General features: G+C 54.4%; 21 protein-coding genes and 1 riboswitch. Of the genes, 12 read left to right on the top strand and 9 right to left on the bottom strand.

Annotated features, from left to right (window positions below; translation table 11 throughout):
• Nucleotides 1–23: 23 nt before the first annotated feature.
• The 4 genes from thiQ to sgrR form a co-directional block, all read right to left on the bottom strand.
• Entirely contained in the window at nt 24–731 is a 708-nt protein-coding gene (gene thiQ, locus ACLD4F_RS16845) for a thiamine ABC transporter ATP-binding protein ThiQ (RefSeq protein ID WP_000915973.1), read from the bottom strand.
• Complete coding sequence (gene thiP / locus ACLD4F_RS16840; protein WP_076726000.1) at nt 715–2,325, bottom strand: thiamine/thiamine pyrophosphate ABC transporter permease ThiP; 1,611 nt, start codon at nt 2,323–2,325, stop codon at nt 715–717. Before thiP ends, thiQ begins: the two co-directional genes overlap by 17 nt.
• Complete coding sequence (thiB, locus tag ACLD4F_RS16835) at nt 2,301–3,284, bottom strand: thiamine ABC transporter substrate binding subunit (RefSeq protein ID WP_076726001.1); 984 nt, start codon at nt 3,282–3,284, stop codon at nt 2,301–2,303. Before thiB ends, thiP begins: the two co-directional genes overlap by 25 nt.
• Before the next feature lie 31 nt (nt 3,285–3,315).
• A riboswitch (TPP riboswitch) is annotated at nt 3,316–3,415 on the bottom strand.
• A 46-nt stretch (nt 3,416–3,461) separates the two neighbouring features.
• A complete protein-coding gene (sgrR, locus tag ACLD4F_RS16830) occupies nt 3,462–5,120 on the bottom strand; it encodes an HTH-type transcriptional regulator SgrR (protein WP_076726003.1) in 1,659 nt (552 codons plus the stop codon).
• Nucleotides 5,121–5,212: 92 nt separating this feature from the next.
• Here sgrR and sgrT point away from each other — a divergent pair, with 92 nt between their 5' ends.
• Nucleotides 5,213–5,335: a glucose uptake inhibitor SgrT gene (gene sgrT, locus ACLD4F_RS16825; RefSeq protein WP_000553886.1), complete on the top strand. Its 123-nt coding sequence runs from the start codon at nt 5,213–5,215 to the stop codon at nt 5,333–5,335.
• A gap of 285 nt (nt 5,336–5,620) precedes the next feature.
• On the opposite strand, the gene leuD is transcribed toward sgrT, so the two are convergent.
• The 5 genes from leuD to leuL form a co-directional block, all read right to left on the bottom strand.
• Nucleotides 5,621–6,226, bottom strand: a complete 606-nt coding sequence (gene leuD, locus ACLD4F_RS16820; RefSeq protein ID WP_000818267.1) for a 3-isopropylmalate dehydratase small subunit — start codon at nt 6,224–6,226, stop codon at nt 5,621–5,623.
• Nucleotides 6,227–6,236: 10 nt separating this feature from the next.
• Nucleotides 6,237–7,637 carry a 3-isopropylmalate dehydratase large subunit gene (gene leuC / locus ACLD4F_RS16815; protein WP_001140632.1) on the bottom strand — a complete coding sequence of 467 codons (1,401 nt, stop codon included), beginning with the start codon at nt 7,635–7,637 and terminating at the stop codon, nt 6,237–6,239.
• A 2-nt stretch (nt 7,638–7,639) separates the two neighbouring features.
• The gene (gene leuB / locus ACLD4F_RS16810) at nt 7,640–8,731 is read right to left on the bottom strand and encodes a 3-isopropylmalate dehydrogenase (RefSeq protein ID WP_000042336.1); all 1,092 of its coding nucleotides are present in this window, start codon (nt 8,729–8,731) and stop codon (nt 7,640–7,642) included.
• Nucleotides 8,731–10,302 carry a 2-isopropylmalate synthase gene (gene leuA, locus ACLD4F_RS16805; protein ID WP_000082819.1) on the bottom strand — a complete coding sequence of 524 codons (1,572 nt, stop codon included), beginning with the start codon at nt 10,300–10,302 and terminating at the stop codon, nt 8,731–8,733. Before leuA ends, leuB begins: the two co-directional genes overlap by 1 nt.
• A gap of 87 nt (nt 10,303–10,389) precedes the next feature.
• Complete coding sequence (gene leuL / locus ACLD4F_RS16800; RefSeq protein ID WP_001575587.1) at nt 10,390–10,476, bottom strand: leu operon leader peptide; 87 nt, start codon at nt 10,474–10,476, stop codon at nt 10,390–10,392.
• Between the two features lie 656 nt (nt 10,477–11,132).
• Here leuL and leuO point away from each other — a divergent pair.
• The 11 genes from leuO (at nt 11,133) to mraY (ending at nt 23,962) form a co-directional block, all read left to right on the top strand.
• On the top strand, nt 11,133–12,077 hold the full coding sequence (gene leuO / locus ACLD4F_RS16795; protein WP_024797379.1) for a transcriptional regulator LeuO: 945 nt from the start codon (nt 11,133–11,135) through the stop codon (nt 12,075–12,077).
• Between the two features lie 321 nt (nt 12,078–12,398).
• The gene (gene ilvI / locus ACLD4F_RS16790; protein ID WP_000425619.1) at nt 12,399–14,123 is read left to right on the top strand and encodes an acetolactate synthase 3 large subunit; all 1,725 of its coding nucleotides are present in this window, start codon (nt 12,399–12,401) and stop codon (nt 14,121–14,123) included.
• Between the two features lie 2 nt (nt 14,124–14,125).
• Nucleotides 14,126–14,617: an acetolactate synthase small subunit gene (gene ilvN, locus ACLD4F_RS16785; RefSeq protein WP_001563086.1), complete on the top strand. Its 492-nt coding sequence runs from the start codon at nt 14,126–14,128 to the stop codon at nt 14,615–14,617.
• A gap of 284 nt (nt 14,618–14,901) precedes the next feature.
• On the top strand, nt 14,902–15,906 hold the full coding sequence (gene cra, locus ACLD4F_RS16780; protein ID WP_000762407.1) for a catabolite repressor/activator: 1,005 nt from the start codon (nt 14,902–14,904) through the stop codon (nt 15,904–15,906).
• A 605-nt stretch (nt 15,907–16,511) separates the two neighbouring features.
• On the top strand, nt 16,512–16,970 hold the full coding sequence (gene mraZ / locus ACLD4F_RS16775; protein WP_000488294.1) for a division/cell wall cluster transcriptional repressor MraZ: 459 nt from the start codon (nt 16,512–16,514) through the stop codon (nt 16,968–16,970).
• 1 nt (nt 16,971) lies between these two features.
• On the top strand, nt 16,972–17,913 hold the full coding sequence (gene rsmH / locus ACLD4F_RS16770) for a 16S rRNA (cytosine(1402)-N(4))-methyltransferase RsmH (RefSeq protein WP_000970433.1): 942 nt from the start codon (nt 16,972–16,974) through the stop codon (nt 17,911–17,913).
• Nucleotides 17,910–18,275: a cell division protein FtsL gene (gene ftsL / locus ACLD4F_RS16765; protein WP_000625651.1), complete on the top strand. Its 366-nt coding sequence runs from the start codon at nt 17,910–17,912 to the stop codon at nt 18,273–18,275. Before rsmH ends, ftsL begins: the two co-directional genes overlap by 4 nt.
• Nucleotides 18,276–18,290: 15 nt before the next feature.
• Entirely contained in the window at nt 18,291–20,057 is a 1,767-nt protein-coding gene (gene ftsI, locus ACLD4F_RS16760) for a peptidoglycan glycosyltransferase FtsI (protein ID WP_000642235.1), read from the top strand.
• Nucleotides 20,044–21,531: a UDP-N-acetylmuramoyl-L-alanyl-D-glutamate--2,6-diaminopimelate ligase gene (murE, locus tag ACLD4F_RS16755; protein ID WP_000775073.1), complete on the top strand. Its 1,488-nt coding sequence runs from the start codon at nt 20,044–20,046 to the stop codon at nt 21,529–21,531. The genes ftsI and murE overlap by 14 nt, the downstream gene beginning before the upstream one ends.
• Complete coding sequence (gene murF, locus ACLD4F_RS16750) at nt 21,528–22,886, top strand: UDP-N-acetylmuramoyl-tripeptide--D-alanyl-D-alanine ligase (RefSeq protein WP_208293114.1); 1,359 nt, start codon at nt 21,528–21,530, stop codon at nt 22,884–22,886. Before murE ends, murF begins: the two co-directional genes overlap by 4 nt.
• Nucleotides 22,880–23,962: a phospho-N-acetylmuramoyl-pentapeptide-transferase gene (gene mraY, locus ACLD4F_RS16745; RefSeq protein ID WP_000964138.1), complete on the top strand. Its 1,083-nt coding sequence runs from the start codon at nt 22,880–22,882 to the stop codon at nt 23,960–23,962. The genes murF and mraY overlap by 7 nt, the downstream gene beginning before the upstream one ends.
• Nucleotide 23,963 lies beyond the last annotated feature (1 nt).

The raw sequence follows: 23,963 nt of genomic DNA, 5'->3' as shown, positions 1-23,963 counted from the left end.
ATGGCGGCTTCGCCTTATCCGGCCTACAAAATATGGGATTTGATGCCCAATAGCGCTGAGGCGCTGGCTTGACCGCTTAGTAGCTCGTCTGTTTTGCCTTGCCACGCGATACGCCCGTCGGCCACGACGATTGACCGGGGCGCAATTCGCGCCGCATCTTCCACACTGTGCGAGACCATCAACAGCGTGAGCTGTCGCTCGCGGCAGATATCGCTGACCAACGTCAGCATCTCCTGGCGCAGCGCGGGATCGAGCGCGGAGAACGGTTCATCCAGCAGCAGTACTGGCTGTTCACGTACCAGGCAGCGCGCCAGCGCTACCCGCTGACGCTGGCCGCCGGACAGTTCGCCCGGCAAACGCGCCATCAGACTCTCAATGCCCATCTGACGTGCGATAGCGTCCCGTTTTTCCCGCTGGCTGGCGTTGAGCGTTAACCCGGGGTTTAGCCCCAGACCGATATTTTGCTGCACATTCAGGTGGCTGAATAAATTATTCTCCTGAAACAGCATTGAGACCGGACGGCGTGAGGGCGGCGTAAGCGTATGATCTTCACCGGCAATAAGTAACGTACCGCTGGCAGGCGCAAGAAAACCGGCAATTAAATTCAACAACGTGCTTTTCCCCGCGCCGCTGGGGCCAAGAATCGCCACCTGCTCGCCGCGTTCTACCGCCAGCGTAAAACGCATCGGCAAATGATGGTAAAGCCAGGTGATATCAATCAGTTTTAGCATGTCGGCCCGGTAGTTTCTCTATGAGGGTAAATAACGTAAAGCAGAGCAGCAATAGTATCAGCGCGGTCACCGCTCCGTCCTGGCTGCGGTAGGAGCCGATCTGCTGATACAGATAAAACGGCAGCGTGCGGAAATTGTCATTGCCGAAAAGCGCGACGACGCCAAAATCACCGATAGAAAGTACGCAGGCAAACGCCAGCGCCTGCGCCAGCGGACGTTTCAGCGCCCGCAGTTCCACGACCTTTAACCGCGACCAGCCTTCAATTCCTAATGACTGGCACAGCATTCCATAACGGGCGGTAATATCGCGCATTGGGTTTTCCAGGACTTTTAGCGCGTAGGGGATTGCCATCAGCGCATTGGTGAAAATCACGATGCCGTCGGCGGATTCCGGTAAGCCAACGCTGTTATTGAGCAGTAAAAAGAAGCCTGTCGCCAGCACGATCCCCGGCATCGCGAGGATCAACATCCCGCTGAGTTCCAGCGTTTGTCCGGCGAATAGTTGCTGGCGTTGGCGTAGCTCGCGGCTACTCCACAGCAGCATCATGGTCAGCACCACACACAGAACGCCCGCCGCCAGCGCAATGCGTAGCGATGTCCAGACAGCCTGCCACAGAATGGGTTGCGCCAGCACCTCCGGCAGGCTGCGGTTGACGCCATCGACCACCACGGCGACCAGCGGCGGAAGCAGCAGCAGCAGCGCCAGCACGATTAATAAGGCGTCCGTCAGACGGCTGTGGAGACGATCGTCAGGATCGCGCCAGCCCTGCGTCAGCGTCATCCCCGGCGCAATCGCTTTGCTCAACCGTTGGCTTAGCAGTACCAGCGCCAGGCAGCAGACCATCTGGATTAATGCCAGCATCGCCGCGCGGGCAGGATCGTAGTCATAACTGAGCGCCTGAAAGATAGCCAGTTCGATAGTGGTGGCCTGCGGGCCGCCGCCGAGCGACAGGACCGTTGCGAAACTGGCGAAGCAGAGCATAAAAATCAGCGCCGCGACGGGCGGAATTTGGCGGCGCAGCCACGGCCATTCGACAAAACGAAAAAAATGCCAGCCGCGCATACCGAGCTGGGCGGCGAGCTGGCGCTGCTCGCCGGGAATGCTTTCCAACGATTGCAGCAACAAACGGCTCGCCATTGGCAGATTAAAAAAGACGTGCGCCAGTAAAATGCCCTGCAAGCCGTAGGGGGAGAATGTCCACTGAAGCCCCAGCATCTGCCACAGCGAGGCCAGCCAGCCCTGACGGCCATACACGCTAAGAATACCGAACACGGCAACCAGTACCGGCAGAATCAGCGTCATGGCGCACAGACGCAGCAGCGCCAGACGTCCAGGAAAACGGCGTCGATAAAGCGCGCGAGCGAGAAAAACCGCCGGGACCACAGACAGCACTGCGGACAGAAACGCCTGCCAGAATGAGAAGCGCACCACATGCCACAGGTAGCTATCCCGCCAGATTGTCGACCACGCGCCCGCCGGCGCGTTCAGCCAAAGCGCCAGAAAGGCCGCCAGCGAGACGGTTATCATCAGCGCGGCGGCGCACAGCCCCGGAGCCAGCCAGCCGGGAATTAACGGCTGACGGCGCGTTGCCATTCGCTAATCCATGCCTGGCGTTGTGCTGCCACTTGTTGCGGCGTGAACTCCAGCGTTGTGGCGGGTTTGGCCAATGATTCAAACCCTGCTGGTAAGGCGACGTCCGCTACCGGGTACATCCAGTTGCCGGTGGGTATGGCGTTCTGAAACGCCGGAGAAACCATAAACTTGAGGAATTTCTCAGCCAGTTCCGGCTGCTTACTGGCGACGGTACGCGCCGCGACTTCTACCTGTAAGTAATGGCCTTCGCTGAAGTTCGCGGCGGCGTAATTGTCCTTCTTCTCTTCAATAATGTGATACGCCGGAGAGGTGGTGTAACTGAGCACCAAATCGCTTTCACCTTTCAGAAATAAACCGTAGGCCTCGCTCCAGCCTTTCGTCACCGTCACCGTTTTGGCCGCCAGTTTTTGCCAGGCCTGCGGCGCGTTATCGCCATAGACTTTGCGCATCCACAGTAACAGCCCCAGCCCTGGCGTACTGGTACGCGGATCCTGATAAATCACCCGCCATTTTTGATCGCTCTCGACCAGTTCTTTCAGGCTTTTCGGCGGATTTTTCAGCTTGCTTTTATCGTAGACAAAGGCGAAATAGCCGTAATCGAACGGCACAAATGTGTCGTTTTTCCAGCCGCCGGGCACCTTGACCGCCTCATTCGCCACGCCGCTTTTGGCAAAGAGTTTAGTTTGCGTGGCCGCTTCCAGCAGATTGTTGTCCAGCCCCAACACCACATCGGCTTTGCTGTTCTTCCCCTCCATCCGCAGGCGGTTGAGCAGTGAAACGCCATCCTCCAGCGCCACCAGTTTCAGCTCGCAGTTGCAATCGGCTTCAAACGCTTTTTTCACCGCCGGGCCTGGCCCCCAATCGGCGGCGAACGAGTCGTAGGTATAGACGGTGAGAACGGGGTTGGCGAAAGCAGGCGCCGCGCACAGGAGTAAAAGCGGAAGATATTTTTTTAACACTTTGCACCTCAGTTAAAGAGTGGCAAAGGACTTGAGAGGTAACCTCAAATCCCTTCGCCGGCATTATCCGGATCAGGTTCGACGGGTATTTTCTCAGCGCGCGCATGAGCGCGGCACCCCGTTGAGTTCGGCGTTAGTGTAGTGATTTTGTTGCCGGGCAGCAATCAAGAGCTGGCGTTAAGGATCTGGCGGCGCAAACCACGCCGATTTAAAATCAAACCAGCCGAGGGTATTCATGCGCAGCCCGCGCATACTGCGTTGTCCCTGGATAATCAGCCAGTGGTGGATCAACGGCACAATCGCTTTGTTGGTCAGCAGCTGCTGGCACCAGTTCGCCAGGTTCATCTCGCCAGCGCGCCACTGCGCGGCGTCGTCCTGCCAGTCGCGCGGAATGCAGTTCTGCAAGAGCGGTACTTCGCACAGGTGCGCGAACAGCGAGAAATCCAGCGGCAGCGTAAAGTTAGCGCTATTGAGCCAGATATCGCTTTCGATCTCGCCGGCGTGCCATTGATCGTAGTCGATCTCCTGAATATGCAGATGCACCTGATGTTCAGCCAGAAGCGCGCTCATGATACGGGCGATAACCCGGTGCTCAATGTGTTCGCGATAGAAGGTCAGCGTGAGGGTTTCCAGCCCGGCGGGTTTTTCGCCCGGGCCTGGACGGGCGTGATGCCAGCGCGGTAAAAGCCCATAGGCCGGGAACCAGAGCTGCTGTAGCGGTTCATCGGCATGATAGAGTAAATTGGTGGGGGAGAGGACGTGGCTTACCCATTCTCTGACCTGCGGATGCGCGCCGCGCGGCGTTCTGGCGTCGAATAGCAGGTAATAGCACCCCTCTTCCAGTCGGCTTTCTATCGCTTTTTCACCGCCTTGTATCGGCCCTTCCAGCATCAAGCCGCAGGCCGGTTCTTCACTGATATCCGGCAGTACCCAGACGTTCACTTCGTCTATCAACGCCCGATAGCCGAAGTAATCATCAAAGGCGAGTATCTTGAGTTGGTTCGGCGTATTACGCCGCACGGCATAAGGCCCGGTGCCGATAGGGTGGCTGGCGAAATTAGCCAGCGTTTCCCACTCCCGCGGCAAAATCATCGCCGGGACCTGGCCCAGCAGCCACGGCAACCAGCGATCCGGCTGGGAAAGATGAATATCCAGCGTCCACGCGGTAGGGGAGTCTATCTTTGTGATGTGCGAGTAAAGCGGAAGCGTATTGATACGCGTCAGCGAGGCGATGACATCTTCCATCTCCAGCTCGCGGCCATGATGAAAATGAATGCCGGGGCGCAGGTAGAAGCGCCACAGTAAAGGGGAAATTTGCTGCCAGTGGTGCGCAATGTCCGCTTCCAGTTCCCCGTTTTCCTCATTTACCCGTGTGAGCGAACTGAAAATTTGCCGGGCAATATGGGTTTCCGAGCGACGTAATGCGGTTCCCGGCAGGAGATTATGCATCGGACGATAGTAAAGAACCCGCAGAATATGCCGCCCCTGGCGGAAGCTGCGTCCCAGATGGGAAATCAGCATTTGCCTGACAGCGCTTTTATCGCCGACCAGTTGTACCAGTTGATCGATTCGATCTTGTTCCAGCAGGTCTTCCGCCCGCTGCTGTTGCAGCGCCAGTCCGGTATACAGGAACGTCAGACGCGAACGCTTTCCGCGTCCAACTTCGGCTTCCCATGTTAGCCAACCGCGCGCCTGCATCGTATTTAGCAGCGTACGCATATGGCGACGCGAACAGTTCAGCAGATCCGCCAGCTCATTAAGCGTGGTGTCTTGCGTTTTACCGTCACAACATTGCCAGAGACGGATAAATTGTTGTTGCAGGCGACCTGAGGGCATAAAAGGGGAACTCCGATGAAAAACTCAGCAATTTTATTATCCCTATATTAGGCCAATAATATCTTTCGATGAAGCAAGAGGAAGAGGTCACTATGCACCAGTTCTGGTTGAGATATTTTGCCGCGACGGAAAAAACGTCCTGGCTGGCTTGCCTGAGCGCGCCGCAGCGCTTAAAAATGCTCGCGGAACTGATGCAGTGGGAGGCGACCGATTGAAGCCAATTGCAGACATCATGTGTGACTGAGTATTGGTGTAGGCGATAGCCTAAAATCACCCGCCAGCAGATAATATCTGCTGGCTTTTTTTATTTCGGCTGTTTCTGTGGTCACGCAGGTGGTGACCGGGCGAGTAAAAATCGTATAAAAAATGCCGGAATATCCCCGGCATGAGCGACTGATGAGTAACCCGGAGCTTGATGGCGCTACGCTTATCAGGCCTACAGAATATAATGGCAACCGGGTGATATTGCATAACCTGTAGGCCCGGTAAGGCGTCAAGGGTTACCGCATAAATGCCGGTTGTTTATTTTCGTAGGCGGCAATCGCGTCTTCGTGCTGCAGCGTCAGCCCAATGCTGTCCAGACCGTTCAACATGCAGTGGCGGCGGAAGTCGTCGATTTTAAAGCTGTAGGTCTTATCGCCTGCTTTCACCACCTGTGCTTCCAGATCCACTTCAAATTTAATGCCCGGATTGGCTTTCACCAGGGCAAACAGCTCATCGACCTGTGCGTCGCTCAGGGTTACCGGCAGCAGTTGATTATTGAAACTGTTGCCGTAGAAAATGTCGGCGAAGCTTGGCGCGATCACCACTTTAAAGCCGTAATCGGTCAGCGCCCACGGCGCGTGTTCGCGTGAAGAGCCGCAGCCAAAGTTTTCTCGCGCCAACAGAATCGACGCGCCTTGATATTCCGGAAAGTTCAACACGAATTCCGGATTTGGCTGTTGGCCCTTTTCGTCCAGGAAGCGCCAGTCGTTAAACAGATGGGCGCCAAAACCGGTGCGCGTAACCTTCTGCAAAAACTGTTTAGGGATAATTGCATCGGTATCGACGTTGGCGGCATCCAGTGGGACAACCAGGCCGGTATGCTGGGTAAATTTCTCTGCCATGGTAGTTTCCTTATTTGATGCTGCGAATATCGGCGAAGTGGCCGGTAACGGCGGCAGCGGCGGCCATCGCCGGGCTGACTAAATGCGTGCGACCCCCGCGGCCCTGACGGCCTTCAAAGTTACGGTTGCTGGTGGATGCGCAGCGCTCGCCCGGGTTCAGGCGGTCATTATTCATGGCCAGGCACATGGAACAGCCCGGTAAGCGCCATTCAAATCCTGCTTCGATAAAGATCTTGTCCAGACCTTCCGCTTCTGCCTGCGCTTTCACTGGACCTGAACCCGGCACCACCAGCGCCTGCACGCCAGGCGCAACTTTGCGCCCTTTGGCGACTTCCGCCGCCGCGCGCAAATCTTCAATACGCGAATTGGTACAAGAGCCGATAAAGACTTTATCAATAGCAACGTCCGTTAACGGTACGCCCGGTTGTAAGCCCATATAAGCCAGCGCTTTTTCGGCGCTGGCGCGCTCAACCGGATCGCTAAAAGAGGCGGGATCGGGGATGATGTCGGTGACGGAAATCACCTGGCCCGGATTCGTGCCCCAGGTCACCTGCGGCGCGATCTCTTCTGCTCGCAGGGTGACGACAGTATCAAAGGTCGCGCCGTCATCGGTTTTCAGCGTTTTCCAGTACTCGACGGCTTCGTCAAAATCGCGGCCCTTCGGCGCGTGCAAACGCCCTTTTACGTAGTTGAAAGTGGTTTCATCCGGGGCGACCAGACCGGCTTTGGCGCCCATCTCAATCGCCATATTGCACAGCGTCATGCGGCCTTCCATACTCAGCGCGCGGATAGCGTCGCCGCAAAATTCAACCACGTGCCCGGTGCCGCCGGCGCTGCCGGTTTTACCGATGATCGCCAGCACGATGTCTTTGGCGGTAATGCCCGGCGCGGCGTTGCCCGTGACTTCAATCTTCATGGTTTTAGCGCGCCCCTGTTTCAGGGTTTGCGTCGCCAGTACATGTTCTACCTCAGAAGTGCCGATGCCGAAGGCCAGCGCGCCAAACGCGCCGTGGGTGGCGGTGTGGGAGTCGCCGCAGACGATGGTCATGCCCGGCAGGGTGACGCCCTGTTCCGGCCCCATCACATGGACGATGCCCTGATACGGGTGATTCAGGTCATACAGCTCGACGCCGAACTCGTTACAGTTCTTAATCAGCTCCTGCATCTGGATACGCGCCATTTCACCGGAAGCATTAATGTCTTTAGTCTGCGTCGAGACGTTGTGATCCATCGTGGCGAAGGTTTTCCCTGGCTGACGTACCGGACGATGGTGCGCGCGCAGACCGTCAAACGCCTGCGGAGAGGTGACTTCATGCACCAGGTGGCGGTCGATGTACAGCAGCGGCGTTTCGTTTGGCGCCTCAAAGACCACGTGGGCATCAAATAATTTTTCGTATAACGTTTTGGCCATGATTACACCCCTTCTGCGACATAGCGGGCGATAATATCGCCCATCTCATCGGTACTGACTGCGGCAGCGCCCCTGGCTAAATCGCCGGTGCGAACGCCCTCTTCTAATGCGCGATTGATCGCCTGTTCAATGGCCGTTGCCGCATCGTTGGCATCCAGGCTGTAGCGCAGCAGCAGCGCCAGCGACAGGATCTGCGCAATTGGATTGGCGATATTTTTCCCGGCGATATCCGGCGCGGAGCCGCCAGCCGGTTCATACAGGCCAAATCCTTGCTCGTTCAGGCTGGCGGAGGGCAACATCCCCATTGAGCCGGTGATCATCGCGCATTCGTCGGACAGAATGTCGCCGAACAGGTTAGAGCACAGCAGTACGTCAAACTGCGACGGGTCTTTAATCAACTGCATGGTGGCGTTATCGATATACATGTGCGCGAGTTCCACATCGGGATACGTTTTCGCGACATCATTGACGATCTCACGCCACAGGATAGAGCTTTGCAGTACGTTGGCTTTATCAATAGAGGTGACTTTACGGCGGCGTTTACGCGCCGATTCAAAGGCGATACGGGCAATGCGCTCGATCTCAAAGCGGTGATAAACTTCGGTATCAAAGGCTTTTTCGTACTGACCGCTGCCTTCGCGGCCTTTTGGCTGTCCGAAATAGATCCCGCCGGTCAGCTCGCGCACGCACAGGATATCGAAACCGTTAGCGGCGATATCGGCGCGCAACGGGCAAAATGCTTCCAGTCCCTGATACAGTTTCGCCGGACGCAGGTTACTGAATAATTTGAAATGTTTGCGCAGCGGCAGCAGAGCGCCGCGCTCTGGCTGGCTTTCCGGGGGCAAATTTTCCCATTTCGGGCCGCCGACGGAGCCAAACAGAATGGCATCCGCCTGCTCGCACCCTTCAACGGTGGCTTTCGGCAGTGGATGACCATGATTGTCGATAGCAATACCGCCGACGTCATAGCGGCTGGTGGTGATACGCATATCAAAACGGCTGCGTACCGCATCCATAACTTTCAGGGCTTGCGCCATGACTTCTGGGCCGATACCGTCGCCCGGCAGTACGGCAATATGATAGTTCTTCGACATTACACGGTTTCCTTGTTGTTCTCTTTATTTTGAGCTTTGCGTTGCAATTCTTTTTCAACTTCGGCGGCGCGCCAGATATTGTTCAGTACGTGCACCATCGCTTTGGCGGAGGATTCGACGATATCCGTCGCCAGCCCGACGCCGTGGAAGCGGCGACCATGATGGTTCACGACGATATCGACCTGACCCAGCGCGTCTTTGCCCTGGCCTTTGGCGTTCAGGTCGTATTTAACCAACTCAACGTCGTAGCCAGTGATGCGGTTAATCGCCTGATAGATGGCGTCGACCGGGCCGTTGCCGTTCGCCGCTTCGGCCTTGATCTCTTCACCACAGGCCAGCTTCACGGAAGCGGTGGCGATATCGCTGGAGCCGGACTGCACGCTGAAGTAATCCAGACGGAAATGCTCTGGTTCTTCTTGCTGTTTATTAATAAACGCCAGCGCTTCCAGGTCATAGTCGAACACCTGGCCTTTTTTGTCCGCCAGCTTCAGGAATGCGTCGTACAGGTGGTCCATGTTGTAGTCTGTGTCCTTGTAACCCATCTCTTCCATGCGATGTTTCACGGCGGCACGGCCAGAGCGGGAGGTCAGGTTCAGCTGTATCTGGTTCAGACCGATGGACTCTGGCGTCATGATTTCATAGTTTTCGCGGTTCTTGAGGACGCCATCCTGGTGGATGCCGGAAGAGTGGGCGAAAGCGCCGCTGCCGACAATTGCTTTGTTGGCCGGGATCGGCATGTTACAGATCTGGCTGACGGTCTGGCTGGTGCGCCAGATTTCGTGGTGATTGATGTTGGTGTGTACGTTCATGATGTCTTTGCGCACTTTAATCGCCATGATCACTTCTTCCAGTGCGCAGTTACCGGCACGTTCTCCGATACCGTTCATCGCGCCTTCAACCTGACGCGCGCCCGCATGTACTGCCGCCAGCGAGTTGCCTACCGCTATCCCTAAATCGTCGTGGGTATGAACGGAGATGATAGCTTTGTCGATATTGGGGACACGTTCATACAGGCCGGAAATGATTCCCGCAAACTCAAACGGCATGGTATAGCCCACGGTATCGGGAATATTAATGGTTCTCGCGCCGGCGTTTATAGCGGCTTCCACCACGCGCGCCAGATCGTCAACAGGCGTCCGGCCAGCATCTTCGCAGGAGAACTCTACGTCATCAGTGTAATTACGCGCCCGCTTAACCATGTATACCGCGCGTTCGATGACCTCATCCAGCGTGCTGCGCAGCTTAGTGGCGATGTGCATTGGCGAGGTGGCGATAAAAGTATGGATGCGAAACGCGTCGGCGACCTTCAGCGCCTGTGCCGCGACGTCGATGTCTTTTTCTACACAACGCGCCAGGGCGCAAACGCGGCTGTTTTTGATGGTGCGGGCGATGGTTTGGACAGATTCAAAATCACCCGGAGAAGAGACCGGGAAGCCTACTTCCATGACATCAACACCCATGCGCTCAAGGGCCAGGGCAATCTGCAGCTTCTCTTTCGCGCTCAGGCTGGCCTGTAACGCTTGTTCGCCGTCGCGTAAGGTCGTATCAAAAATAATGACTTGCTGGCTCATGATGTGGTCCTTGTCTCCAGGGGCGCCTTGCGTCAGGCATAAAAAAACCCGCGCAACGGCGCGGGTTTTGTTTGACTTCGAGCTGACTTAATGTTGAATGCCGCCCACCGGTCTACCGCGCACAATAAATGCGTTGAGTAGTAGTAGCCCAGTGAAACGAACGATATGTGACATTAATTCAGCTCCAGCGAATGCGTTATGCTTTTAGTGGTACTGGATATGCCGTTTAATGTCAACTCTATTTTCTGTCGCTATTGCATTTTGTTGACGATATCCGGATACGTACTTTAGCTAATTGTGCTGGGCTGCGCGTCCAATAAAGGATAAAAGAACGAGTGGACATTCATACTTTTCATTGTTTGAAATATTTAGGCATTTTTGTTTGCAAGTTGGTTAGGGCAGTGGCCTGTTAAAGGTATGCTAAAGGTTTGGTTTATCTTTTTGATTTATTTTGTATTTTAACAAATAACCTTGTTTACTTAATGGATAAGGATAAAGTTATTGATAAATTAATGTTAACTTTTTAGCTATTAATAATATAAACATTTAATTGAAACTTAAATGATCATTCACTTGGTGTATGATTGTGTATTCGCCATAGTTATGGTTATATTGCTTGCGTAATTTAAACATTATGAATCGCAATGGTGTGACTCAGGACACATTACGCTTGCGCTGGCATTCTATTTGTCTCTGTCAGCGTCTTTATGTTTTCCGAATTTTAACGCTTTCCCTTTTTCTTATTTTATATGCATGGTAAATCATATTTTCAGGAATTATTTCTGCCTTCAGCCAGAAAAAGGGAGTTAAGCGTGACAGTGGAGTTAAATATGCCAGAGGTCAAAACCGAAAAGCCGCATCTTTTAGATATGGGCAAACCACAGCTTCGCATGGTTGATTTGAACCTATTGACCGTGTTCGATGCGGTAATGCAAGAGCAGAATATTACGCGCGCCGCCCACACGCTGGGAATGTCGCAGCCTGCGGTCAGTAACGCCGTAGCGCGTCTGAAGGTTATGTTTAATGACGAACTTTTTGTTCGATATGGACGAGGAATTCAGCCGACTGCCCGTGCATTTCAGTTATTTGGTTCAGTCCGTCAGGCGTTGCAATTGGTGCAAAATGAATTGCCGGGATCGGGGTTTGAGCCGACCAGCAGCGAACGTGTATTCAATCTTTGCGTGTGCAGTCCGCTGGATAATATCCTGACGTCACAGATTTATAATCGTGTAGAACAAATTGCGCCAAATATTCATGTCGTTTTTAAAGCGTCGTTGAATCAGAATACTGAGCATCAGCTACGCTATCAGGAAACCGAGTTCGTTATTAGTTATGAAGAATTCCGTCGTCCTGAGTTTACCAGCGTACCGCTATTTAAAGATGAAATGGTTTTAGTCGCCAGCCGAAAACACCCGCGTATTAGCGGCCCGCTACTGGAAGGCGATGTTTATAATGAACAACATGCGGTTGTTTCTCTCGATCGTTATGCGTCATTTAGCCAGCCGTGGTATGACACGTCGGATAAACAGTCAAGCGTGGCTTATCAGGGCATGGCGCTTATCAGCGTTCTGAATGTGGTCTCGCAGACGCATTTGGTCGCTATTGCCCCGCGCTGGCTGGTGGAAGAGTTTGCGGAGTCGCTGGAGCTGCAAATATTGCCGTTGCCTTTAAAACTGAATAGTCGGACATGCTACCTTTCCTGGCATGAAGCGGCTGGGCGTGATAAAGGGCACCAATGGATGGAAGATTTATTAGTTTCTGTTTGTAAGCGATAAAACCGGGCAGAATAAATCAGAAACAAATTCTGGTTTATTCTGCTTTTTAGCGTATATCAAAAATTTTATGCTGAATTAACGGTGAGCGATTCTTTTCGTCGCTGTGAAAAATAGATGAATTGCTGTAAGTCTGCATTTATAAGCGATTATTTATTACCTGGTGTGATTCAGACGGAGTATTTCTCCATTTCTTCTCTTCTTGCCTCCTGATTATTCTAACCTTCCCCATCTTTACGTCATTCCACCCAATTGCCAGGCGTGATAGCGAGCGGTTAAGGTGTCCGTCAAACCGTGATGACAGGTATAAAGTGGAGGCAAGCCGTGGAGATGTTGTCTGGAGCCGAGATGGTCGTCCGATCGCTTATCGATCAAGGCGTAAAGCAGGTGTTCGGCTATCCTGGAGGCGCAGTGCTTGATATTTATGATGCGCTACATACCGTTGGAGGGATCGATCATGTGCTGGTGCGTCATGAGCAGGCCGCGGTGCATATGGCGGATGGCCTGGCGCGAGCCACTGGCGACGTTGGCGTGGTGCTGGTGACTTCCGGACCGGGAGCGACCAATGCGATTACCGGGATTGCTACGGCCTATATGGATTCCATTCCGCTGGTGATTCTTTCCGGCCAGGTCGCCACCTCATTGATTGGCTATGATGCCTTTCAGGAGTGCGACATGGTGGGGATTTCCCGACCGGTGGTCAAACATAGCTTCCTGGTCAAACAGACGGAAGATATTCCCCAGGTGCTTAAAAAGGCCTTCTGGCTGGCGGCAAGCGGACGTCCTGGGCCGGTGGTCGTGGATTTACCGAAAGATATTTTGAATCCGGCGAAAAAAATGCCGTATGTCTGGCCGGAAACGGTCAGTATGCGCTCTTACAATCCCACAACATCAGGACATAAAGGACAAATTAAGCGTGCCTTGCAAACGCTGGCGTCGGCAAAAAAACCTGTGGTCTACGTTGGGGGAGGGGCGATAAGCGCGGCCTGCTATGCGCCGCTGCGCCACATCATTGAAACCTTTAACCTGCCGGTGGTCTCTTCATTAATGGGACTGGGCGCGTTTCCTGCTACTCATCGCCAGTCGTTAGGAATGCTGGGAATGCATGGCACTTATGAAGCCAATATGACCATGCATAACGCCGACGTGATTTTCGCTGTTGGCGTACGATTTGACGACCGCACGACGAATAATCTCGCTAAATATTGTCCGAACGCGACGGTATTACACATCGACATTGACCCGACGTCCATATCCAAAACGGTTAACGCTGATATCCCGGTGGTGGGCGATGCCCGCCTGGTACTGGAACAAATGCTGGAGCTACTGGCGCAGGATGCGCCGTCTCAGCCGCAGGATGATATTCGCGACTGGTGGCAGCAGATAGAGAGCTGGCGCGCCCGTCAGTGCCTGAAATATGACGCGGAAAGCGAAAGTATTAAACCCCAGGCGGTGATTGAAACCCTCTGGCGTCTGACGAAGGGCGACGCTTACGTGACGTCCGATGTAGGACAACACCAGATGTTTGCTGCTCTCTATTACCCGTTCGATAAACCACGTCGCTGGATTAATTCCGGCGGGCTCGGCACGATGGGTTTTGGCCTACCGGCTGCGCTGGGCGTTAAAATGGCCCTGCCGAAAGAAATGGTGGTCTGCGTGACCGGCGATGGCAGTATACAGATGAACATTCAGGAACTATCGACAGCCTTACAGTATGAATTGCCGGTACTGGTTCTGAACCTGAACAACCGTTATCTGGGGATGGTGAAACAGTGGCAGGATATGATCTATTCCGGTCGCCATTCTCAGTCTTATATGCAGTCGTTGCCGGATTTTGTGCGCCTGGCGGAAGCATATGGCCATGTCGGGCTGCAGATTAACCGTCCGGATGAGCTGGAAAGTAAACTCAGCGAAGCCCTTGAGCATGTGCGTAATAACCGACTGGTGTTCGTCGATGTCACCGTTGATGGCAGCGAGCATGTCTATCCGATGCAGATTCGCGGGGGCGGGATGGACGAAATGTGGTTAAGCAAAACGGAGAGGACCTGATGATGCGCCGGATTTTATCGGTATTACTGGAAAACGAATCTGGGGCGTTATCGCGGGTTATCGGCCTCTTTTCGCAACGCGGATATAATATTGAAAGCCTGACCGTCGCGCCGACAGACGATCCGACGTTGTCGCGCATGACTATCCAGACGGTAGGCGATGAAAAAGTGCTTGAGCAAATTGAAAAGCAACTGCACAAGCTGGTTGATGTGCTGCGCGTCAGCGAGCTGGGGCAGGGAGCGCACGTTGAGCGGGAAATCATGCTGGTGAAAATCCAGGCCAGCGGCTACGGACGGGAAGAGGTGAAGCGTAATACGGAAATTTTCCGTGGTCAGATTATTGACGTTACGCCAACGCTGTATACCGTTCAACTGGCGGGCACCAGCGATAAACTGGATGCTTTTCTGGCCTCGCTGCGCGACGTGGCGAAAATTGTTGAAGTGGCGCGTTCAGGCGTCGTCGGGCTTTCGCGCGGCGATAAGATTATGCGCTGAGCAGATTCGCCGGATGACGACGCGGTTGCGTTTTATCCGGTCTACAGGCTGATATCTGGCCCAGGTCCGATAAGCGTAGCGCCATCAGGCAGGTTTGCCGGATATCAGCCAACAGGAATTATCGCCCAACCCAATATCACCGGTTGGGCTTTTTTTTTGCGAAATCCGTGGTAACCCGGAATAAAAGCGGTTGCCGGAGTGATCAAACTGCGCTTAGATGTTAACGATTTTAACCCATGCCGACATAAAGGTTATGGTTTGTACAATTTACACAAGGGGCAATTGTGAAACTGGATGAAATCGCTCGGCTGGCCGGTGTCTCGCGCACAACTGCAAGCTACGTTATAAACGGTAAAGCAAAGCAATACCGCGTGAGCGACAAAACCGTAGAAAAAGTCATGGCGGTAGTGCGTGAGCACAATTACCATCCTAACGCTGTGGCTGCCGGGCTGCGTGCTGGACGCACACGTTCCATTGGTCTGGTGATCCCGGACCTTGAAAACACGAGCTACACCCGTATCGCAAACTATCTTGAGCGCCAGGCACGCCAGCGTGGCTACCAACTGCTGATCGCCTGTTCTGAAGATCAGCCGGATAACGAAATGCGCTGCATTGAGCACCTTTTGCAACGCCAGGTGGATGCAATCATTGTTTCAACTTCGTTACCGCCGGAGCATCCCTTCTATCAGCGCTGGGCCAACGATCCGTTCCCCATCGTCGCGCTCGACCGCGCGCTGGATCGCGAACATTTCACCAGCGTGGTCGGCGCCGATCAGGATGATGCCGAGATGTTGGCGGAAGAGCTGCGTAAATTCCCGGCGGAAACGGTGCTTTATTTGGGCGCGCTGCCGGAGTTGTCCGTCAGTTTCCTGCGCGAGCAGGGGTTCCGCACCGCATGGAAGGACGATCCGCGGGAGGTGAGTTTCTTATATGCCAACAGCTATGAGCGCGAAGCCGCCGCGCAGTTGTTTGAGAAATGGCTGGAAACGCATCCTATGCCGCAGGCGCTCTTTACGACATCGTTCGCGCTATTACAGGGCGTGATGGACGTTACGCTGCGGCGCGATGGAAAACTGCCTTCGGATTTAGCGATTGCGACCTTCGGCGATCATGAGCTGCTGGATTTTCTGCAATGCCCGGTACTGGCGGTGGCGCAGCGTCATCGTGATGTCGCGGAACGCGTGCTGGAGATTGTGCTGGCAAGTCTTGATGAACCGCGTAAACCGAAACCCGGCTTAACGCGTATTCGGCGAAACCTGTATCGTCGCGGCATTCTGAGCCGTAGCTAAAGGACCGGCGGTGAAAGACTCTCTCTTCTGCCGCCGTCAAACAAATGCGTATCAGTAAAAATATCCCTTAAATAATTAAGATTATTCCTTAAAATTATCCGAAAATTCTTTTTTATTACCTTTCTTTTGCCCGAAACCGTCCATATTCCACTAATTAAGACGTAACGAGTCTTTTCCTTTGTCTTGTTTTGTTACAAGCAGGCAAGAAATCGTCGAATTAACAGCCACTTTTTGTCTTTGGCGCGACAGTCGCTCGTAGGCGCTGGTATAGCAGGCGCTGCACACGTTAAACAGGCACTGTTAACACGGTGCAATATGTCCTAAAATGCCGCTCGCGTCGCAAACTGACACTTTATATTTTTCTCGGATTATATTGAGTCCGTTTTAAACGGCGGTGGGTCTTTGGTTTTTTTCTTACAAATATTCATAACGTTAATTTGGCTTGCACGCTGGGTGGAAATTAATCAACGCAGATATTCGCCGTAAACATTGGCTTTTTTACTTAGGTAAGCGTTGTGACTTGCTTGACAAGCTTTTCCTCCGCTCCGTAAACTCCTTCGAGTGGGAATTTGTGGGATAAAGTGGTAAGAAGGGGTGAGACTGGCATGTTCCGGGGGGCAACGTTAGTCAATCTCGACAGTAAAGGGCGCCTGACCGTGCCGACCCGTTATCGGGAGCAACTGATCGAGAGCGCTACCGGTCAAATGGTATGTACCATTGACATCCATCACCCATGCCTGCTGCTTTACCCCCTGCCTGAATGGGAAATTATTGAACAAAAGTTATCTCGTCTGTCGAGCATGAACCCGGTAGAACGTCGCGTACAGCGTTTACTGTTGGGCCATGCCAGCGAATGTCAGATGGATGGTGCAGGTCGATTACTGATCGCGCCAGTTCTGCGGCAACATGCCGGACTGACGAAAGAAGTGATGCTGGTTGGACAGTTCAACAAATTTGAGCTGTGGGATGAAACGACCTGGTATCAACAGGTCAAGGAAGATATCGACGCTGAACAGTCAGCTACCGAAACGTTATCGGAGCGGCTGCAGGACTTGTCTCTATAAGATGATGGAAAATTTTAAACACACTACGGTACTGTTGGATGAAGCCGTTAATGGGCTGAATATTCGTCCGGATGGTATCTATATTGATGGCACATTTGGTCGCGGCGGCCACTCGCGCCTGATCCTCTCGCAACTGGGCGAAGAGGGGCGCTTGCTGGCGATCGATCGCGATCCGCAGGCGATCGCCGTTGCGCAGGCCATCAATGATCCTCGCTTCTCCATCATTCATGGACCTTTTTCCGCGTTGGCTGATTATGTAGCCGAGCGCGAGCTTACCGGCAAGATTGACGGGATCCTTCTCGATCTTGGCGTCTCTTCTCCGCAGCTTGACGATGCGGAGCGCGGTTTTTCATTTATGCGCGACGGTCCGCTGGATATGCGAATGGACCCGACGCGCGGCCAGTCTGCCGCCGAGTGGTTACAAACGGCGGAGGAGGCGGATATCGCCTGGGTGCTGAAAACATTCGGCGAGGAGCGTTTTGCCAAACGTATTGCTCGCGCCATTGTTGAGCGCAATCGCGAACAGCCGATGACCCGCACCAAAGAGCTGGCGGAAGTGGTTGCGGCGGCGACCCCGGTAAAAGACAAATTCAAACATCCCGCGACCCGTACCTTCCAGGCGGTGCGCATCTGGGTAAACAGTGAACTGGAGGAGATAGAGCAGGCGCTAAAAAGCTCGCTCAGCGTACTGGCCCCAGGCGGGCGGCTTTCAATCATCAGTTTCCACTCGCTGGAAGACCGTATTGTGAAACGCTTTATGCGTGAGCAAAGCCGCGGTCCGCAGGTACCGGCGGGATTACCGATGACGGAAGCGCAGCTCAAAAAACTGGGCGGTCGTGAGTTACGAGCGTTAGGCAAGTTGATGCCGGGTGAAAAAGAGGTAGCTGAAAATCCTCGGGCCCGTAGTTCAGTTCTGCGTATCGCAGAGAGGACGAACGCATGATCAGCAGAGTGACAGAAGCCCTAAGCAAAGTGAAGGGATCGATAGGAAGCAACGAGCGCCATGCCTTGCCTGGCGTGATCGGTGACGATCTTTTGCGGTTCGGGAAGCTGCCACTCTGCTTGTTCATTTGCATCATTTTAACGGCGGTGACGGTGGTCACGACGGCGCACCATACTCGTTTACTCACCGCGCAGCGTGAACAACTGGTTCTGGAGCGCGATGCATTGGACATTGAATGGCGCAACCTGATCCTTGAAGAAAATGCGCTCGGCGATCACAGCCGGGTGGAGCGGATCGCAACGGAAAAGCTGCAAATGCAGCATGTTGATCCGTCCCAAGAAAATATCGTAGTGCAAAAATAAGGATAAACGCGACGCATGAAAGCAGCGGCAAAAACGCAAAAATCGAAGCGCCAGGAAGAACAGACCAACTTCATCAGTTGGCGTTTTGCGTTGCTGTGCGGCTGTATTTTACTGGCGCTGGTTTTTTTACTTGGACGCGCGGCGTGGCTACAGATTATCGCCCCGGATATGCTGGTGCGTCAGGGCGATATGCGTTCGCTGCGTGTTCAGGAAGTCTCCACCTCACGCGGTATGATTACCGACCGTTCCGGGCGTCCACTGGCGGTCAGCGTACCGGTTAAGGCGATTTGGGCCGACCCGAAAGAAGTTCATGACGCCGGCGGCATCAGCGTCGGCGATCGCTGGAAAGCGCTTTCTACTGCGCTCAATATTCCGCTCGATCAGCTCTCCGCCCGTATCAACGCCAACCCGAAAGGGCGTTTTATTTATCTGGCGCGCCAGGTAAATCCTGACATGGCGGACTACATCAAAAAACTCAAACTGCCGGGCATTCATTTGCGTGAAGAATCCCGCCGCTACTACCCGTCAGGAGAAGTAACCGCTCACCTCATCGGTTTTACCAACGTCGACAGTCAGGGGATTGAAGGCGTTGAAAAGAGCTTTGATAAGTGGCTTACCGGTCAGCCTGGCGAGCGAATCGTGCGTAAAGACCGCTATGGCCGCGTGATTGAGGATATCTCCTCCACTGACAGTCAGGCAGCGCACAACCTGGCGTTAAGCATTGATGAACGCTTACAGGCGCTGGTTTACCGCGAACTGAACAACGCGGTGGCGTTTAACAAGGCGGAATCCGGTAGCGCGGTGCTGGTCGATGTCAATACCGGTGAAGTACTGGCGATGGCGAATAGCCCTTCCTATAACCCCAACAACCTTGCCGGTACGCCGAAAGACGCGATGCGTAACCGTACCATCACCGACGTGTTTGAACCGGGTTCTACGGTTAAGCCGATGGTGGTGATGACTGCGCTTCAGCGCGGTATCGTCAACGAAAATACGGTGTTGAATACCGTTCCATACCGAATTAACGGCCACGAAATTAAAGACGTGGCGCGCTACAGCGAATTAACCCTGACCGGGGTTCTACAGAAGTCGAGTAACGTCGGTGTATCCAAACTGGCGTTAGCGATGCCGTCCTCAGCGTTAGTAGATACTTACTCACGTTTTGGGCTAGGAAAGGCGACCAATTTGGGGTTGGTCGGAGAACGCAGTGGCTTATATCCTCAAAAACAACGGTGGTCCGACATAGAGAGGGCCACCTTCTCTTTCGGCTACGGGCTAATGGTAACGCCGTTACAGTTAGCGCGAGTCTATGCAACGATCGGCAGCTATGGCATTTATCGCCCGCTGTCGATTACCAAAGTTGATCCGCCTGTACCCGGCGAACGCATCTTCCCTGAATCCACCGTACGCACCGTGGTGCATATGATGGAAAGCGTGGCGCTGCCGGGCGGCGGCGGCGTGAAGGCGGCAATTAAAGGCTACCGTATCGCGATTAAAACCGGTACGGCGAAAAAAGTGGGGCCGGACGGTCGCTACATCAACAAATACATTGCTTATACCGCAGGCGTCGCGCCTGCGAGTCAGCCGCGCTTCGCGCTGGTGGTTGTCATCAACGATCCGCAGGCGGGTAAATACTACGGCGGCGCCGTTTCCGCGCCGGTATTTGGTGCCATCATGGGCGGCGTTCTGCGCACCATGAACATCGAACCGGACGCGCTGGCAACGGGCGAAAAAAATGAATTCGTAATTAATCAAGGCGAGGGAACAGGTGGCAGATCGTAATTTGCGCGACCTTCTTGCTCCGTGGGTGGCTGGACTACCCGCGCGAGAACTGCGAGAGATGACGCTCGACAGCCGTGTGGCTGCGGCGGGCGATCTCTTTGTGGCAGTGGTGGGTCATCAGGCGGACGGGCGTCGATATATCCCGCAGGCGATAGCGCAAGGCGTAGCTGCCATTATTGCAGAGGCGAAAGACGAGGCGAGCGACGGTGAGATTCGCGAAATGCACGGCGTACCGGTCGTCTATCTCAGCCAGCTCAATGAGCGTTTATCTGCGCTGGCGGGCCGCTTTTACCATGAGCCATCTGAAAACATGCGTCTGGTGGCGGTGACCGGCACCAATGGCAAGACCACCACCACCCAACTACTGGCGCAGTGGAGCCAGTTGCTCGGCGAAACCAGCGCAGTGATGGGGACGGTAGGTAACGGACTGTTGGGTAAAGTGATCCCGACGGAGAACACAACCGGTTCCGCAGTGGATGTTCAGCATGTGCTGGCCAGTCTGGTTGCGCAGGGCGCGACCTTCGGCGCGATGGAAGTCTCTTCTCACGGCCTGGTGCAGCATCGCGTGGCGGCGCTGAAATTTGCCGCCTCCGTGTTTACTAATTTGAGCCGCGACCATCTCGACTATCATGGCGATATGGCGCATTACGAGGCGGCAAAATGGATGCTTTATTCCACCCACCATCACGGTCAGGCAATCGTCAACGCCGATGATGAAGTTGGACGCCGCTGGCTGGCGTCGCTACCCGATGCGGTCGCGGTATCAATGGAAGGGCATATCAACCCTAACTGTCACGGTCGTTGGCTGAAAGCGGAGGCGGTAGAGTACCACGACCGCGGAGCGACGATTCGTTTTGCTTCAAGCTGGGGTGAAGGCGAAATCGAAAGCCGCCTGATGGGCGCGTTTAACGTCAGCAACTTACTGCTGGCATTGGCGACGCTGCTGGCGCTGGGCTATCCGTTAACGGATTTGCTGAAAACCGCCGCGCGTTTGCAGCCGGTTTGCGGGCGTATGGAAGTGTTCACTGCGCCAGGCAAACCGACGGTGGTGGTGGATTACGCGCACACGCCGGATGCGCTGGAAAAAGCGTTGCAGGCGGCGCGCCTGCACTGCGCCGGAAAATTGTGGTGCGTCTTTGGCTGTGGCGGGGATCGTGACAAAGGTAAGCGCCCACTCATGGGGGCCATTGCCGAAGAATTCGCGGATATCGTCGTGGTGACTGACGATAACCCGCGTACCGAGGAGCCGCGCGCCATTATCAACGATATTCTGGCCGGAATGCTGGACGCCGGGCAGGTCAGGGTAATGGAAGGCCGCGCTGAGGCGGTAACCAATGCCATTATGCAGGCAAAAGACAATGACGTCGTGCTGATTGCAGGTAAAGGGCACGAGGATTACCAGATTGTCGGCACGCAGCGTCTTGATTATTCAGACCGCGTGACCGCAGCGCGTTTGCTGGGGGTGATCGCATGATTAGCGTAACGCTCAGCAAAATTGCCGATGTCCTTGGCGCCGAACACCGCGGGGCGGATCTCACGCTCGATACGGTCATTACCGACACACGGAAAGTGACGCCGGGATGCCTGTTCGTGGCGCTGAAAGGGGAACGCTTTGATGCGCATGATTTTGCTGATAAAGCAAAAGCGAACGGCGCTGGCGCCCTGCTGGTCAGTCGTCCTCTGGATATCGATCTCCCGCAGGTGATTGTAAAAGACACGCGTCAGGCATTTGGCCAACTGGCCGCCTGGGTACGTATGCAGGTACCGGCGCGGGTGGTGGCGTTAACCGGTTCGTCCGGCAAAACCTCGGTCAAAGAGATGACCGCCGCGATTCTTAGCCAGTGCGGAAATACTCTGTATACCGCAGGCAATTTTAACAACGACATCGGCGTGCCGATAACGCTGCTGCGCTTAAACCATGATTATGACTATGCGGTAATCGAGTTAGGCGCTAATCACCAGGGAGAAATCGCCTGGACCGTTAGCCTGACGCGCCCGGAAGCGGCGCTGGTCAATAACCTGGCGGCGGCGCATCTGGAAGGCTTCGGCTCGTTGGCCGGCGTGGCGAAAGCGAAAGGCGAAATCTATACCGGTTTGCCTGAGAACGGTATCGCGATTATGAATGCCGATAATAATGACTGGCTGAACTGGCAAAGCATTATTGGCGATCGTCAGGTGTGGCGTTTTTCGCCGAATGCGGCAAACAGCGACTTTACCGCTGCGAATATCCACGTGACGTCACACGGTACCGAATTTACTCTGCAAACGCCGATGGGCAGCATTGATGTGCTGCTGCCGTTGCCGGGGCGGCACAATATTGCCAACGCGCTGGCGGCCGCTGCTTTATCAATGGCGGTGGGGGCGACGCTGATGGCGGTTAAAGCAGGGTTGGCGGCGTTAAAAGCTGTACCCGGGCGTCTGTTCCCGATTCAACTAAGTGAAAACCAACTGGTACTGGATGACGCTTATAACGCCAACGTCGGTTCGATGACCGCCGCAGTGCAGGTCCTTTCTGAAATGCCCGGCTACCGCGTGCTGGTGGTAGGCGATATGGCCGAGCTGGGCGCAGAAAGCGAAGCGTGCCACATCCAGGTTGGCGAGGCCGCAAAAGCGGCGGGTATTGATCGCGTGTTAAGCACCGGAAAACTCAGTCAGGCTATCAGCCACGCCAGCGGCGTCGGCGAACATTTTGCCGATAAAGCCGCGCTCATTGCGCGTTTACACGCTCTGCTTCAGGAGCAACCGATGATGACTATTTTAGTGAAAGGATCACGCAGCGCCGCGATGGAAGATGTGGTTCATGCGTTACAGGAGAAAGGTTCATGTTAGTTTGGCTGGCCGAGCATTTGGTCAAATATTATTCCGGCTTTAACGTCTTTTCTTATCTGACGTTTCGCGCCATCGTCAGCCTGTTGACCGCGCTGTTCATCTCTTTATGGATGGGCCCGCGTATGATCGCTCGTCTGCAAAAACTCTCTTTTGGCCAGGTGGTACGTAACGATGGCCCGGAATCGCACTTCAGTAAACGCGGTACGCCGACGATGGGCGGCATCATGATCCTGACGGCGATTGTGATTTCCGTTCTGTTATGGGCTTACCCGTCTAACCCGTACGTCTGGTGCGTGCTGGTGGTATTGATCGGCTACGGCATTATCGGTTTTGTCGATGACTATCGCAAAGTGGTGCGGAAAGATACCAAAGGGCTGATTGCGCGCTGGAAATATTTCTGGATGTCGGTTATCGCGCTCGGCGTGGCCTTTGCGCTTTATCTCGTCGGGAAAGACACACCCGCGACCCAACTGGTGGTGCCGTTCTTTAAAGATGTTATGCCGCAATTGGGGCTGTTTTACATTCTGCTGTCCTACTTTGTCATCGTCGGTACGGGTAACGCCGTAAACCTGACTGACGGGCTTGATGGTCTGGCGATTATGCCGACTGTTTTCGTTGCTGCCGGCTTTGCGCTGGTGGCCTGGGCGACCGGGAACATGAACTTCGCCAATTACCTGCATATTCCGTATTTACGCCATGCGGGCGAGCTGGTGATTGTCTGTACGGCGATTGTCGGCGCGGGATTAGGATTCTTGTGGTTTAACACCTATCCGGCGCAGGTTTTTATGGGCGATGTCGGATCGCTGGCGTTGGGCGGCGCGTTGGGTATTATCGCCGTGCTGCTGCGTCAGGAATTTCTGCTGGTGATCATGGGCGGCGTCTTTGTGGTGGAAACTCTGTCGGTCATCCTGCAGGTGGGTTCCTTTAAACTACGCGGACAGCGTATTTTCCGTATGGCGCCTATCCATCACCACTATGAACTGAAAGGCTGGCCGGAACCGCGCGTGATTGTGCGCTTCTGGATTATTTCGCTGATGCTGGTGCTGATTGGCCTGGCAACGCTGAAGGTACGTTAAT

The organism is Salmonella sp. 741265050_HSA (assembly GCF_046569445.1).
GTDB lineage: Bacteria > Pseudomonadota > Gammaproteobacteria > Enterobacterales > Enterobacteriaceae > Salmonella > Salmonella enterica.
Note: the sequence above shows the minus strand (reverse complement) of the source record. Positions and strands in the feature narration are given on the sequence as shown.